This is a genomic window from Corynebacterium qintianiae, from assembly GCF_011038645.2.
GTDB lineage: Bacteria > Actinomycetota > Actinomycetes > Mycobacteriales > Mycobacteriaceae > Corynebacterium > Corynebacterium qintianiae.
Map to the genome: position 1 here is coordinate 234,847 of NZ_CP064955.1, position 13,686 is coordinate 248,532.

At 67.3% G+C, this 13,686-nt stretch carries 13 protein-coding genes; 12 read left to right on the forward strand and 1 reads right to left on the reverse strand.

Annotation, left to right across the window (positions count from 1 at the left end):
• Positions 1 to 226: 226 nt before the first annotated feature.
• Positions 227 to 328 (forward strand): 30S ribosomal protein bS22, encoded by a 102-nt coding sequence (locus G7Y29_RS01210; protein ID WP_003855542.1) that lies wholly within the window; start codon positions 227 to 229, stop codon positions 326 to 328.
• A gap of 36 nt (positions 329 to 364) precedes the next feature.
• Here the strand turns inward: G7Y29_RS01210 and G7Y29_RS01215 are convergent, their stop codons facing one another.
• The gene (locus G7Y29_RS01215; protein ID WP_249399773.1) at positions 365 to 1,402 is read right to left on the reverse strand and encodes an HAD family hydrolase; all 1,038 of its coding nucleotides are present in this window, start codon (positions 1,400 to 1,402) and stop codon (positions 365 to 367) included.
• A gap of 79 nt (positions 1,403 to 1,481) precedes the next feature.
• Here G7Y29_RS01215 and G7Y29_RS01220 point away from each other — a divergent pair, with 79 nt between their 5' ends.
• The 11 genes from G7Y29_RS01220 (at position 1,482) to G7Y29_RS01270 (ending at position 13,686) form a co-directional block, all read left to right on the forward strand.
• Positions 1,482 to 1,724 (forward strand): glutaredoxin family protein, encoded by a 243-nt coding sequence (locus G7Y29_RS01220; protein ID WP_165003363.1) that lies wholly within the window; start codon positions 1,482 to 1,484, stop codon positions 1,722 to 1,724.
• A 49-nt stretch (positions 1,725 to 1,773) separates the two neighbouring features.
• Positions 1,774 to 3,096: a glutamyl-tRNA reductase gene (locus G7Y29_RS01225; RefSeq protein WP_165003365.1), complete on the forward strand. Its 1,323-nt coding sequence runs from the start codon at positions 1,774 to 1,776 to the stop codon at positions 3,094 to 3,096.
• A 9-nt stretch (positions 3,097 to 3,105) separates the two neighbouring features.
• Entirely contained in the window at positions 3,106 to 4,020 is a 915-nt protein-coding gene (gene hemC / locus G7Y29_RS01230) for a hydroxymethylbilane synthase (RefSeq protein ID WP_165003367.1), read from the forward strand.
• A gap of 148 nt (positions 4,021 to 4,168) precedes the next feature.
• The gene (locus G7Y29_RS01235; protein ID WP_165003369.1) at positions 4,169 to 5,875 is read left to right on the forward strand and encodes a bifunctional uroporphyrinogen-III C-methyltransferase/uroporphyrinogen-III synthase; all 1,707 of its coding nucleotides are present in this window, start codon (positions 4,169 to 4,171) and stop codon (positions 5,873 to 5,875) included.
• Positions 5,876 to 5,892: 17 nt separating this feature from the next.
• Positions 5,893 to 6,891: a porphobilinogen synthase gene (gene hemB / locus G7Y29_RS01240; protein ID WP_165003371.1), complete on the forward strand. Its 999-nt coding sequence runs from the start codon at positions 5,893 to 5,895 to the stop codon at positions 6,889 to 6,891.
• Positions 6,888 to 7,505 (forward strand): hypothetical protein, encoded by a 618-nt coding sequence (locus G7Y29_RS01245; protein WP_165003372.1) that lies wholly within the window; start codon positions 6,888 to 6,890, stop codon positions 7,503 to 7,505. The genes hemB and G7Y29_RS01245 overlap by 4 nt, the downstream gene beginning before the upstream one ends.
• A 15-nt stretch (positions 7,506 to 7,520) precedes the next feature.
• On the forward strand, positions 7,521 to 7,979 hold the full coding sequence (locus tag G7Y29_RS01250) for a hypothetical protein (protein ID WP_165003741.1): 459 nt from the start codon (positions 7,521 to 7,523) through the stop codon (positions 7,977 to 7,979).
• The gene (locus tag G7Y29_RS01255) at positions 7,976 to 10,534 is read left to right on the forward strand and encodes a heavy metal translocating P-type ATPase (RefSeq protein ID WP_165003373.1); all 2,559 of its coding nucleotides are present in this window, start codon (positions 7,976 to 7,978) and stop codon (positions 10,532 to 10,534) included. The genes G7Y29_RS01250 and G7Y29_RS01255 overlap by 4 nt, the downstream gene beginning before the upstream one ends.
• Positions 10,535 to 10,545: 11 nt before the next feature.
• Positions 10,546 to 11,595 (forward strand): uroporphyrinogen decarboxylase, encoded by a 1,050-nt coding sequence (gene hemE / locus G7Y29_RS01260; protein WP_165003374.1) that lies wholly within the window; start codon positions 10,546 to 10,548, stop codon positions 11,593 to 11,595.
• Positions 11,595 to 12,977: a protoporphyrinogen oxidase gene (locus G7Y29_RS01265; protein WP_165003377.1), complete on the forward strand. Its 1,383-nt coding sequence runs from the start codon at positions 11,595 to 11,597 to the stop codon at positions 12,975 to 12,977. The genes hemE and G7Y29_RS01265 overlap by 1 nt, the downstream gene beginning before the upstream one ends.
• The gene (locus tag G7Y29_RS01270; protein WP_165003379.1) at positions 12,970 to 13,686 is read left to right on the forward strand and encodes a DedA family protein; all 717 of its coding nucleotides are present in this window, start codon (positions 12,970 to 12,972) and stop codon (positions 13,684 to 13,686) included. The genes G7Y29_RS01265 and G7Y29_RS01270 overlap by 8 nt, the downstream gene beginning before the upstream one ends.

Below are 13,686 nucleotides of genomic sequence, written 5' to 3' on the forward strand. Positions count from 1 at the left end.
TCCGGCACGTGCCGCGCCTCCTTCGTGGGGTGCGGCGGGTGCCGGAGCGTTTTTGGTGGCGCTGGGGGCCCGCTGTATGCTGTTAGGCATTCGTGCCAGCGTGCGGATGAGTTGTGCGGGTCCCCCGAGAGTGCACCTCGTTGAGGTCCCTGCGCTTGATAGCTCGAGCGCTCCGCTCATGCCCGCTGGCAGGTATGTACATACAACTAGGAAACGAGGAAGCCACATGGGTTCAGTCATCAAGAAGCGTCGCAAGCGCATGTCGAAGAAGAAGCACCGCAAGATGCTGCGCCGCACCCGCGTTCAGCGTCGCAAGCTCGGCAAGTAGTCCGTTCGGACGAAAGCCGGCTCCAAGGCCTGCGCCCTAACGGGTGCGGGCCTTTCGCGTTCTCCAGAGTGCCCATGCGCCGGCGCAGACGGTGGCCGCGCAGACCGCGGGCAGGGCCGCCTTGCGCATCGAGCGGTAGTCACGAATCTCCCACCCCTGCGCCTGGGCGTGCCTGCGCAGCGCTCTGTCCGGGTTAATTGCCACGGGTGTGCCCACCATGGACAGCATGGGGATGTCGTTGATGCTGTCCGAGTAAGCGGTGCACTGAGCGAGATCGAGTTGTTGGAGAGCGGCCAGGGCAGCCACGGCGTGCCGTTTGCCGGGGCCGTGCAGGATGTCGCCCACGAGCCGGCCGGTGAACACACCGCCCTCGTCTTCGGCGACGGTGCCCAGCGCGCCCGTGAACCCCAGGCGGGCGGCGAGCGCCTGGCCGATCTGCACCGGTGTCGCCGACACCAGCCACACCTGCTGCCCAGCCGCGAGGTGCATCTGCGCCAGCTCCAGGGTCGCCTCGAAGGCGCGGTCGAGGATCTGGTGGTCAACGATGTCGTCGGCAAGCTCGAGCAGATCGCTGACCTTTTTGCCGCGGGCAAGGCCGAGGGCGTGTTCGCGGCCGCTGGCGATGTCGGAGGCTTTCTCAGATCCCATGAGGCGGTAGCGCAGCTGCTTGGTCAGGCCGGGCAGTAGCTCGCGCAGCGTGATCAGGCGCTTCTTAGCCAGCCCGCGGCCGAGCAGGACAAGCGAGGAGCCCTGGATCAGCGTGTTGTCGATGTCGAAGAATGCCGCGGCTTCCGCGTCCTGCGGCACGTCGGGATCCGGTTGGGTGACCTTCGCCGAGCCTGCGGTGGCAAAGGCCCCACCCACCGTGTCTACGCCGAGGTTGAAGTCGTCGATGCTCAGCCCGAACGTCTCCTCGATGGCCGCGGCCGCGGCTGCTTGGCCGGCGGCGCGCTGCGCGGCGTCATCAAGCGGGGGCATCGCGAGATCCTCCAGGAACCGTCGCACGTTACCCTGCGAGGCCGACCACTGCGCGAGAAACTCCCTGCCTGGGCGGTGCGCGGAGTCCGCGTTCATAGTGGTGTCAGCCTTTCATCGGGGGCAGAGTAGCGTTAACAACCGTACCGCGAGAACGTCTGGGAGGGGTCTTGGGAGGATGACTGTGAAAAGGGTCGAGCTAATGGTCCGCGCCACATGCGGGTCTTGCGACCGCGTCGCACGCCAGATAACTCCGGTCGTCGCCGCGGCCGGTTCGCGGCTCGAGCTTGTCGACGTCGACTGCGACCCGGATCTGGCCGCCGAGTACGGCGACCGCGTGCCCGTCGTCGTCATCGACGGCGAAGAGTTCGCCTGCTGGGAAGTGGACGACGCTGACCTCGCCGCCGAACTGGTGGAGTAGCTGGGTTATCCTTTAGTTTGATATCGAGACTGTTTCCGGAGGAGTTTGTGTGAGTGTTCTCGTCGTAGGGATGTCCCATCGCTCGGCGCCCGTCGCTCTGCTGGAGCGCCTCAGCATGGACGACTCCGTCCAGACGGAGACGACGACGGCCCTGGTGAGCCAGCCTTCGCTGTCTGAGGCGATGATCATCTCCACCTGCAACCGGCTCGAGGTGTACGCCGTGACCAACTCCTTCCACTCCGGTGTGGAGGATGTCCTGAACGTGCTGGCAGAAACCTCCGGCGTGGAGGAGGCGGAATTACGCTCCTACCTCTACGTCCGCTACGCGGACGCCGCGGCGGAGCACATGATGACCGTAGCCTCGGGCCTCGACTCGATGGTGGTGGGTGAGCAGCAGATCATCGGGCAGGTTCGTGCCAGCTACCAAGATGCGACCTACCGCGGCACGGTGGGCCCGGGCCTGCATTCCTTGGCGCAGTCCGCCCTGCACACCGGCAAACGCGTGCACACCGAAACCGACATCGATGACGCCGGCGCCTCGATGGTCACCCTCGCCCTCGACGAGGCGATGGACATCATGGACATCGACTCCTTCGCAGGAAAGACGGCACTGGTCCTCGGTGCCGGCGCCATGGCGTCGCTTGCCGCCACGCACCTGGGTAAGCGCGGAGTTAACAACCTGATCATCGCCAACCGCACCCGCTCGCGGGCCGAGCGCCTCGCCGAGCACTCCCGCGAGGCCGGGGTTCCCGCTGAAGTGGTGGATTTCAACGCCCGCGCCGGGGCTCTCGCGCGTGTGGACATCGCGGTGTCCGCCACCGCCAGCGACGAGTTCACCATCACAGCCGAGGACATCTCCGGGCCCGTGATGCTGGCGGACCTTTCACTGCCGCGCGACATCGACGACGCCGTGGTGGAGCGCGACGGCGTGCATCTGGTCAACATTGAATACCTGCACGAGCGCATGCGCGAGGGTGACAGCAAGGACTCGCGCTCGCGTCAGGCCGCCGAAGCTATCGTGGCCGAGGAAGTGAGCAACTTCAGCTCCCGGCAGCGCGTGCGCGAGGTCGGCCCCGCGGTGGCGCAGCTGCGCAAGGCCGCCAGCGCGGTCACCGACGGGGAGCTCGAACGGCTGCGCACCCGCGTCCCCGACCTGAGCGAGGACGATTTCGAGCAAGTTTCCCGCGCGGTTCGCAGGGTCGTCGACAAGATCTTGCACACCCCGACGGTGAAGATCAAAGAGCTCGCGGCGACGGCGGAAACCGTGAGCGTGGAAACGGCTATTGAAGAGCTCTTCGGGCTCGGGCGCAGTTCAGTCGCCATCGACGCCCAGCGGCTGCCCCGGCTGAGCGAGATAACAGACGAGACCTAAGGACATCACATGCTGCAAATCGGAACCCGCGGGTCACACCTGGCGACGACCCAGGCGGGCCATGTCCGCGACGCGATCATCGCCGGCGGCCACGACGCCGAGCTGAAGATCGTCACCACCCCCGGTGACCTGTCCCAGGCGCCTGTGGAGCGTATTGGTGTCGGGGTGTTCACGTCCGCGCTGCGTGACGCCCTGTTCACCGGCGCAGTGGACATAGCGGTGCACTCTTTCAAGGACCTGCCCACCGCCGATGAGCCACGCGCCCACATCATCGTGCCCGAGCGCGAGGACAACCGGGAAGCGCTCATCGCCCGCGACGGCATGACGCTCGCGGACCTGCCGGAAGGGGCCCGCGTGGGTACTTCCGCCCCGCGCCGTGTCTCCCAGCTCAGGGCGATGCGCTCCGACCTGGACATCCGCCCGTTGCGCGGCAACATCGAGTCCCGCATGGGCCGCGTCACCAGCGGTGAGCTCGACGCCATCGTGCTCGCCTACGCGGGCCTCGCTCGCGCCGGGCGTGGCGAGCGCGCCACCCAGCTTTTCGACGCCTCGGTGTTCATGCCCGCACCCGCGCAGGGCGCGCTGGCCGTCGAGTGCCGCAGCGACGACGTGGTTACTCGCGTCGTACTCGACCCGCTGATGAGCAACGTCAGCGCGCTGCAGGTTGCCGCGGAACGACACGTACTGGCCACGCTCGAGGCAGGTTGCACCGCCCCCGTCGCCGCCCACGCGGTTGTCGACGGAGGCCAGATGGTGCTGCGTGCGGGCGTGTTTGCGCTCGACGGATCCCGGCAGCTGGTGGAGAGCGCCACGCTCGCGATTCCCGACGTCGACGACCTGGCGGCGCGCGAAGAGGCGCGCGGCCTCGGGCGGCAGCTCGCCGCCCGGCTTCTCGACGGCGGCGCCGCGGAGCTCATGGCATAGAGGGCTCGGGGTGCCGGGTTTTTGTTTCCCGGCCCATTCACTTTAAGGTGTAACTACCATACGCCGAAATATCCCGGAGCATGCGGGGCCCGTGTAGTGGGCCCCTGCTGCCGGGATACGCTTACGCCCTTTGAGAGATGAACCTTTTATGACTCTGCCCTCCACCACGCCCCAGCCGGGGAAGATCATCTTCGTCGGCGCAGGCCCGGGCAACCCCGATCTACTCACTATCCGCGCGCGCGAGGTGATGGAATCCAATTCTATCGCCGTGGTCGACCCCGATGTCCTTCAGGGTGTGCGCGACGTCGTGGGCTCCAAGCTCCCTGTGCCGAAGGCGAAAGTGAAGGAGGCCAACGAGCGCTACGAGCAGATGTGCGCCGAGGCGCGCGAGGCCGGTGCGCGCCGGAAGCCGCCGCGGCCTGCGGACCCCACCGCCGCCGAAATTGAGGAGGTCGGGATGTCTGGTGCAGGTATCGTCGACATTCTCAAGGACGGGTTGGACAAGGCCGCCGCCTCGATCGAGCGCGGCGAGGCCGGAGACGGCGACGTGGTTCGTCTCGTCTGCGGGAACCCCTTGACCCGCGACTCGGTCAAGGAGGAGATCTCCGCCGTGGCCGCCGCCGGTTTGGAATTCCAGGTGGTGCCCGGCATGTCGCTGCCGTCGACGGTGCCTTCGTTCGCGGGCATCGCGCTCGGATCGACTTACACCGAGGCGGACCTGACCAACGAGCCCGTCGACTGGGACCAGCTGGCCCACGCCCCGCAGCCCCTGGTGCTTCAGGCGCTCGCCGAGCATCTCCCGGTGATCGCGGCGGAACTCACGGCCCGCGGTTTCTCCCCGTCGGCGTCGTTGACGGTGACCACCAACGGCACCACTCGTCTGCAGCGCACGTTTGACGCAACGCTAGAGACCATCGGCAAGATCGACGCTGACCTGGACGGCAATCTCGTCGTCACCATCGGCACTGCCGTGGACGACCGCAACAAGTACTCCTGGTGGGAGAACCGCCCGCTGTACGGCTGGCGCGTTCTCGTGCCGCGCGCGAAGGAGCAGGCCGGCCCGATGAACGCGCGCCTGTCCACCTACGGCGCGATCCCGCAGTCGGTGCCGACCATTTCGATGGAGCCGCCCCGCAACCCGGCGCAGATGGACCGCGCCATCAAGGGCATCGTCGAGGGCCGTTACCAGTGGATCGTGTTCACCTCCACCAACGCGGTTGATTCAGTGTGGGACAAGTTCGAGGAACTCGGGCTCGACGCCCGTTCGTTCGCCGGGGTCCACCTCGCTGCAGTGGGGCAGAAGACCGGTGACGCGCTGCGTGCCCGCGGCATGTTCCCGGAGCTCATCCCGCACCGCACGAAGCAGAACGCGCACGGCCTCGTTGAGATCTTCCCCGAGTACGTCGAGGATATCGACCCCGTCTCTCGGGTGCTGCTGCCGCGCGCCGACCTGGGCACGGACGTGCTCGTCGACGGCTTGGTCGACCTCGGATGGGAGGTCGACGACGTTGTCGCCTACCGCACCGTGCGCGCGGCCCCGCCGCCGTTGGAGGTGCGAGACATGATCAAGTCCGGCGGTTTCGACGCGGTGTGTTTCACCTCGGCGTCTACGGTGAAGAACCTCGTGGGTATCGCGGGCAAGCCGCACCAGCGCACGATCATCGCCGCAATCGGACCAATGGCGGCCGCCGAGGCGCGCGAGCAGGGCCTGCGTGTCGACGTCATTCCCGAGGTCGCCGACGTTGCCTCGCTTGTCGACGCCCTCGCGGACCACGTCGCCGGTCTACGCGCCACCGGCCAGCTCCCGCCGCCGCGCAAGAAGCGCCGCGTGCGCCGCAAGGCCGTCGGAGAGTAGGGCTTAGACTGGGCGCTGTGTCTATTTACGAAATCAGCCGCCGTCCTCGCCGTTTGCGCACCACTTCCGCGATGCGGGAGCTGGTGGCGGAGACGAGGGTGTCCGCCAGCGACCTGATCTATCCGATGTTCGTCGCAGATGGGTTGGACGGGAAACGCGAGATCACCTCCATGCCGGGCCAGTACCAGCACACGCTGGACTCGCTGAAGGCTGGCGCCCACGACGCCCTGGAGGCCGGCGTGCGGTGTATCGACTTGTTCGGCGTGCCAATCGACTCGGACAAGGACGCCACGGGTTCCGTGGCCTGGGCCGAGGACGGTGTACTCAACCGCGGCATCCGCGCCCTGCGCGAGGAGTTCGGCGACGACCTCATCGTTATGGCGGACACTTGCCTGGATGAGTTCACCGACCACGGTCACTGCGGGGTACTGGGAACGGACGCACAGGGCGCGGAGGTCGTGCTCAACGACGCCACCCTTGAGGGCTACACCAGGATGGCCGTCGCCCAAGCCCGCGCCGGGGCCCATGTGGTAAGCCCGTCGGGGATGATGGACGGCCAGGTCGCCGCAATCCGCCGCGCGCTTGACGCCGAGGGTTTCACCGGGGTGTCCATCATGGCATACTCCGCCAAGTACGCCTCGGCGTTCTTCGGGCCTTTCCGTGAGGCCGTGGGGTCGTCGCTAAGCGGCGACCGCCGCACCTACCAGCAGGATCCCGCGAACCTGCGTGAATCGCTGTTGGAGGCCCAGCTCGACATCGACGAAGGCGCGGACTTTGTCATGGTCAAGCCAGCGATGGCGTACCTCGACGTGGTGGCGAAAATCGCCGAGTTCTCGCCCGTGCCCGTCGCGGCGTACCAGGTGTCCGGCGAGTACGCGATGATCCAGGCTGCGGGCCGCAACGGCTGGGTGGATTTGGAGGCGACGATGATGGAGTCGCTGACCTCGATCAAGCGCGCGGGCGCCCAACAGATTCTGACCTACTTCGCGGTCGACGCCGCAAGGAGGCTGCGATGACGTCGATTCCGCCGCTGGCTCCCCCAAAACCCGAAAAACCCGAAAAACCCGAAAACCCCGGCAGCGCCAGCCACGTCGGACCTGCCGGAGGGGAGCGTAGGCCCCCCGAAGCTCTGCGCTACCTGCTGGGGTGCTGGGCCGTGATGGTGTTCGGCGAGCTGGTGCACCAGCTTGTCAACGCCGTTGGCCTCGTTATCGAGCCGTCTGCGCTCAAGCAAGCCGCAGCCGACGCCGCGCGAGAGCGCGGTGAGGACGTCTCCGACGCCCTCATCACCGTGAGCACGTACACCTCGATCGCGATGATGACGCTGTTCCAGCTGGCCATCATCGCGTTGCTGGCGTTCGCGCTGGGTGCGGTGGCCCGCCGGAAGGAGTGGGCTGAAACCGCCAAGCGCCTGTTCACCGTGTTCTCTGTATTTTTCGTGCTGCGCACCATTTTCGTCGTGCTCGCCCCGTCGGCCGTGGCCGGAGCTTCCCAGCTCCCTGTCGCGTTCGTCGCGGTGCTGGGGATCATCCAGATCGTCGTCGGTGTGGCGGGCGGGTGCGGCCTGATCTACGCTTCCCGGAAGGAAGTGCAGGAAGCGTTGAGCTTCGAGAGCAAGAAGGACGGGTAGGCCCAGGTGGCAGGTATGTTCCCCACGGTGGTGGGAGATAGCGACGACCCCAACCGCCGCTACACGGCGCACACGGGGGACACCTGGCCTCCCGCGCTGCGCACCTCCTACTGGCTTGTCATGGGGGCCGCGCTGTTGATGCTGGTCACGGGGATGATGCTCTTGTCCGCAGGGTTCCCCGAAGGGGCCGACGAGCAGTTTCGGGGCCCCTTCATGCGCAACATGCGGGTCACCGCTTTCGGCAACCTGGTTCTCGCGCTGTGCCTCGCAGTCGCCGCCTCGCAGTTCCCGAACGGGACCAAGGGTGCGCGCCCGTGGGCGTCGGCGTTCATCGCCGGGGCCGTGTTTGTCAACATCGTCGCGTTTATCATCCAGGTGGCCTCGTGGGCCTCGTTTGCCATCGTGGTCCTGCTGACCTTCGCTCTCTTCTTTATGTTCCGGCCGGCGTCGAACCAGTTCGTGGAGCGGGCGTGAGAGACGAGCTCGCGAAGTCAATCGCGGAGGCTCGCCAGGCCGCGATCACGGCGGGCTTCGACCCAGACACCCCGCACGAGATGGGGGAGGAGGCCGAGAACCAGCCGCGCACCTCGTACGCCTTCGAGCTCAGCGGCCTGGAGGATGCCCCACAGCTGCGCGGCATCGAGGAGGCGCTCGAGCGTATCGACGGCGTGTCCGCACGCTTGGTTTACCCCACATCGACAGCATGGGTGACTGCCCCGGAGTCGATGGACCCGGCCCGTATCACGTCCGTTATCGCGGAGTTCGGTGTGAGGGCGGAAATGTCTGATTCGACGCTGCGGCGCCGCGCTGTAGGCCGCCGCTCCACGGAGCACCCGCTGCCGCGGCGCGGCACGCGCGGGATGACGGGCCGGATGCGCCGGTTGCGCAAGTTCGAGGAGCTGTCCCTGAGCGAGAAACGCGCGGCAGGTTTCATGCGTGACGGCACCGTGCGCGGCAACTCGTCGTACGCGGACGTTCTCTTCACCGCGCGCGACCTGGTCACCCCGCTGCGCATGTGGGTCGCGGTGCTGCTCACCATTCCGGTGCTGGTGATGAGCTACTTCGTCCAGGCCCAGTTCGACGGGTGGCAGTGGGTGTGCCTCGCCCTGGCGACGCCGGTGGCCCTGTGGTGCGCGTGGCCCTTCCACCGGGCGATGGCCGGCGGTGTGCGGCGCGGCATCTCAGCCCTGGACGGCGCCAGCTCAATCGCAGTCATCGCCTCCTACCTGTGGGCCGTCGGCGCGCTGCTGTTCACCAGGGCGGGTGATATCGGATGGACCTCGAGCGGGGAGTGGCTGGCCTTCCGGCGCGGCGAGGGCATCGAGCTCTTCCTCGATGTGGCGTGCGGCGTGACCGCGCTGCTGCTCGTCGGGCGCTACAACTCGATCCGTGTGCGCTCCTACCTTCTGGAGGACATGGAAAAGCGCCGCCTGGATCCCAACCGCGAATTCACCGTCATCCGCCGCGGCCGCACGTCGGGCAAGATGGACAAGGAGCTGCTTCCGGCCTCCGAGCTCAACCGCGGTGACGACGTCGTGCTGCACCCGGGCGACGTGATTCCCGTCGACGGGGACGTGGTGGGCGGCTCCTGCGTGCTGCGCAGCCCGCTTATCGACGCCCGCGAGCCGCTCGAGGCCAAAGTTGGCGCACGCCTCTATTCCGGCGACGTGATCCAGTCCGGCCGCGTGAAGGTGCGCGTGGCCCGCACCGGTCACGCGACGCGCTGGGCCGCGGTGCACAAGTGGGTGGAGGACGCCTCGAAGCGCGAGAACGTGGCCACGATGCTCTCCACGCGGTCTGCGAGCCTGCTTATCCCGGCCGCGTACTTCATCGCCGGCGCCGATTTCCTGATATGGGCGCTCATCTCCGGAGACTTCAACAAAGCTTTCTCCACGGCCCTGGCCATCCTCGCCGTGGTCGCTCCGGTGGCGCTGGCCATTTCTCCGGCCCTGGCGCTGCGTCTCGGCATCGAGTCCGCGGCCCGCAACGGCATCCTGCTTCGCGACGGCCACACGTTCCGCGTGCTTGAAACGACCGACACCGCCGTGTTCAACCGCGTGGGCACGTTGGTCACGCCGGAAATGATTGTGGAGACGGTGACCTCCGAGCGCGGTGAGGACCCCGACATCGTCCTGCGGATCGCCTCGGTCCTCGCGCTCGAATCGGACAACCCGATGGCGCGGTCGTTGGTGAAGGCAGCCCGCGAGTCGCGCGACACGCGATCCAAGGACGCCTCGCTTCCCACGTGGATCGAAATGACCAACGAGGTCGACAGCGCCGACGGCGAGTTTTCCGGCCGACTTACCCTGACTTTCGAAGCGGACAACGGTGAGGAACGCACCGAGGTGATTGATGCCTCGCTGTGGCGGCCGACGGAGTTGTCGCAGCTGCGCGGCCGGCTCGCAGTGGCCGCAACCAGCGGCGGCACTCCGGTTGTGGTGCGCTGGAAAGGCAGGGACCGGGGCGTGATCACCTTCTACGACCCGGCGAAGGGCGATGCCATTGACGCGATCGAGCGGCTCGAGGACATGGGCGTGGAAACCGTCATGCTCACCCGCGACACTTACCCGGTGGCCCGGCGCTTCGCCGACTTCCTGGGCGTGTCCAACGTTCTGGCCGGGGTCCGTGCCGCCGATAAGCCGGGCGCGGTCCGCGCACTGCACACCCAGGGCGCGACAGTGGCGATGGTGGGTGACCACACAATGATGAACGTGCTGCGCGTCGCGGATGTCGGTATACTTTACGCCAGTGACAAAGTGATAGATACCCGTCTGAGCAAGGTGGAAAACAACGCCGAGGTCGTGCTCCTGCGCAACGACGTCATGGCGGTGCCGCAGCTGATGTCGCTGGCGCGCCGGGTGTGCGGCATCATCGACTCCAACATGGTGTTCGCCTGGGCTTACAACATTGTCGCCATCGCGCTGGCAGTCACGGGTGTCCTGCCGCCGATGGGTGCGACTCTGCTGATGCTGGGCAGCACGCTCATCATCGAGGCACGCTCGGCGAGAGCGCGCCGCTTCCCGCTGTAGACTCCATCTTTATGAGTAGACGCGAGCTTGTCGACGCCCCCCTTATCGACGCCGCCCACGGGCGGACGCCGACCCGGACACCGGTGTGGTTCATGCGCCAGGCGGGCCGCTCGCTGCCCGAGTACCGCGAGGTGCGCGAGGGCATCGCAATGCTGGACTCCTGCTTCATGCCCGAGCTGCTCGCGGAGATCACGCTGCAGCCGGTGCGCCGCCACGACGTCGACGCCGCGATCCTGTTCTCAGACATTGTCGTGCCGCTCAAGGCGGCGGGCGTGGACGTGGAAATCGTCCCGGGCCGCGGGCCTGTGATGGCGGAGGCGGTGCGCAGTAGGGGCGACGTCGACAAGCTTCCTGTGCTCGAGGGTGACGTCGACGAGGTCGCCGAGGGCATCCGCATTATCCTCGGCGAGCTGACCGACGCGCAGGCGCTAATCGGCTTCGTGGGTGCGCCGTTCACGCTGGCCAGTTATCTCGTCGAGGGCGGGCCGTCGAAGAACCACGAGAAGACCAAGGCGATGATGCACAGCGACCCGGCCACGTGGCACGCGCTGATGGAGAAGCTGGTCCCCACCATCGTCGCGTTCCTGCGCACACAGGTCAATGCGGGCATCGACGCGATGCAGCTGTTCGATTCCTGGGCCGGCTTCCTCACCGAGCGCGATTACCGCAGCCACGTCCTGCCGTATTCCGTTGAGATCCTGCGCTCGGTCGAGGGCGAAATCCCGCGTATCCACTTCGGCGTGGCCACCGGCGAGTTGCTCGGCGCGATGTCCGAGGCGGGCAGCGAGGTCATGGGCGTGGATTGGCGCGTGCCGCTCGACAGTGCGGCGAAGCGCTTCGCCTCGCCGCGGGTCCTGCAGGGCAACCTGGATCCCGCCCTCCTCTTCGCCGGCACGGACGTCGTGCGAGGTGAAGTTGCCCGCATCAAGGCGGAGGCGGCCCGTGCCGTCGCGGCCGGCGACGCGACCGGCCACATCTTCAACCTCGGCCACGGGGTCCTGCCCACCACGGACGCGGCCGCCGTCACCGAGGCCGTCGCAATCATCCACGAGGAGGACTAGTGCGCATCGCAATTATTGGTGCTGGCCTGGCGGGACTTACGGCCGCTTACGAGCTGCGCGACCACTCCGTGGACGTCTACGAGGCGACGGACCGGATCGGCGGCAAGCTGCACACCGTCGCGTTCGAGGCGGGGCCCACGGACATGGGCGCCGAGGCGTTCCTCGCGCGTCGCGCCGACGCCGTGGAATTCTTCACCGAGCTCGGCCTCGCCGACTCGCTGGTGGAGCCTTCCGGCCTAGGCTCGCTCGTCTACACCGGCGGACAAGTCCGCCCGCTGCCGCGCGGAGGAGTGATGGGCATCCCGTCGTCGTCGGACCCGGTCAAGCACCTCGTCTCCGCCGAGACAGCCGCGCGTATCGACGCCGAAGCCGACGCCGCCGGATTCCCCTGGGAGGTCGGCGGCGACGTGAGCGTCGGTGCGTTGGTCCGCGAGCGCTACGGCGACGAGGTTGTCGACCGTATCGTCTCCGCGCTGCTCGGCGGCGTCTACTCCTGCTCCGCCGACGACCTTGGCCTGCGCGCTACCGTCCCGCAGCTTGCGAACGAGCTTGACCGCTTGGCCGCTGGAGGCTCGCCTGTCAACCTCTCCACCGCGGTACGGGGGCTGGAGGCCTCCCGCGCGGAGCTGCCGACCGGCCAAGGTGCGGTGTTCAACGCGTTCCGCGACGGTTACCAGGAGCTCTACGAGGCGCTGGCCGAGCACAGCGGCGCGGACATCTACGTCGACGCCTTCATCTCCGGCATTGCACGCGACGGTGAAGGCTACCGCCTCAAGGGCGGAGAAGACGTGGTGTACGACCGGGTGATCGTCGCAACGCCGGCCCCGACAACCGCGCTGCTGCTCAAGACTCTGGCCCCTGAGGCGGCCGCCGAGCTGTCCAAGGTCAAACTCGCCAACTCAGTCGTTGTGGGCATGCGCTTCGCCACGGACGAGGGGCTGCCGCAGAACTCCGGGGTTCTCGTCGCCGCCGACGAGGACGACCTGACCGCCAAGGCCTTTACTCTGTCGTCGCGCAAGTGGCCGCACCTCGCCGAGCGCGGCGGCGCCCTGGTCCGCGCCAGCTTCGGTCGCTTCGGCGACGACCTCGCGATACGCGCCGAGGAGGACGACCTGGTCGACGCCGCCCTCGACGACCTGCAGACCGCCACCGGCTTCGACGGCCGCGCCGCCGGCTTGGAGGAGATTTACGTCCAGCGCTGGTTCGGCGGGTTGCCGCGCTTCGACGCCGCGCATCTGGCCACCGTCTCCGCGACGCACGAGCTTCTCGACGCCTCCCCCGACGCCGCCGGAATCTTCCTCACCGGCGCCTGGGCCGGTGGCGTCGGGGTACCCGCCGTCGTCGCCCACGCCCGCGCCACGGCTGAGGACTGCCATGACTGAGTCCGGTACCCCGCGCCCCGAGGCGGAGAAAGAGTGGTGGGAAGAGGACGGCCTGCCGTGGAACACGAAGCCGACGCGTGAAGACTACTGGTGCCTCGGGTGGTTTGCCTTCGTCGGGGTCTTCGGCATGGCGATGATCCCGCTGCGCGCGTGGCTGCTGGGCCTGGACCCGCCGGTGATGCTGGCGCTGACGGGTTCGCGGATCGGCGCGGCGTCGACAGGCGCACTCGCCTCGGTAGGTGAGGCGCAGAATTGGCTGGTCTACCTGCTGATCGGCTCTGTCGTGGCCATCAAGTTCGACTGGATTTACTGGTGGGCCGGGAAACTGTGGGGCCGGGGAATGCTGGACGTGCAGGCGAACCAGTCCAAGCGCGCGGCCCGCAACATCGCCCGTGTGGAGAAGTGGGCGGTCAAACTTGGCTGGCTCGGAATTTTCCTCGCCTACCTGCCGATTCCGCTGCCCATCGCCTTCGTTGTCTTCGTGCTCGCGGGAATGACCGGCATGCCGCTGTGGAAGTTCATGCTGCTCAACTTCGTGGCCAAGACGGCGTGGTCCTTTATTTACTTCGGACTCGGTTGGCAGATCGGCGAGCCGGTCGTATTCGTCCTGGAGCAGTACGCGCGGGTGGCGAACTGGATCGCCATCGCGCTCGTGGTGGTCATCATGTTCACCGCCTTCCGCAACCAGAGCAAGAAGCGCGTGTCCTAG

Coding starts and splice junctions, on each gene's coding strand:
- G7Y29_RS01215 (WP_249399773.1), bottom strand. CDS start 1,402: ATGAACGCGGACTCCGCGCACCGCCCAGGCAGGGAGTTTCTCGCGCAG.
- G7Y29_RS01250 (WP_165003741.1), top strand. CDS start 7,521: ATGTTCCCCACGGTGGTGGGAGATAGCGACGACCCCAACCGCCGCTAC.
- hemE (WP_165003374.1), top strand. CDS start 10,546: ATGAGTAGACGCGAGCTTGTCGACGCCCCCCTTATCGACGCCGCCCAC.
- G7Y29_RS01245 (WP_165003372.1), top strand. CDS start 6,888: ATGACGTCGATTCCGCCGCTGGCTCCCCCAAAACCCGAAAAACCCGAA.
- G7Y29_RS01270 (WP_165003379.1), top strand. CDS start 12,970: ATGACTGAGTCCGGTACCCCGCGCCCCGAGGCGGAGAAAGAGTGGTGG.
- hemC (WP_165003367.1), top strand. CDS start 3,106: ATGCTGCAAATCGGAACCCGCGGGTCACACCTGGCGACGACCCAGGCG.
- G7Y29_RS01235 (WP_165003369.1), top strand. CDS start 4,169: ATGACTCTGCCCTCCACCACGCCCCAGCCGGGGAAGATCATCTTCGTC.
- G7Y29_RS01220 (WP_165003363.1), top strand. CDS start 1,482: ATGACTGTGAAAAGGGTCGAGCTAATGGTCCGCGCCACATGCGGGTCT.
- G7Y29_RS01210 (WP_003855542.1), top strand. CDS start 227: ATGGGTTCAGTCATCAAGAAGCGTCGCAAGCGCATGTCGAAGAAGAAG.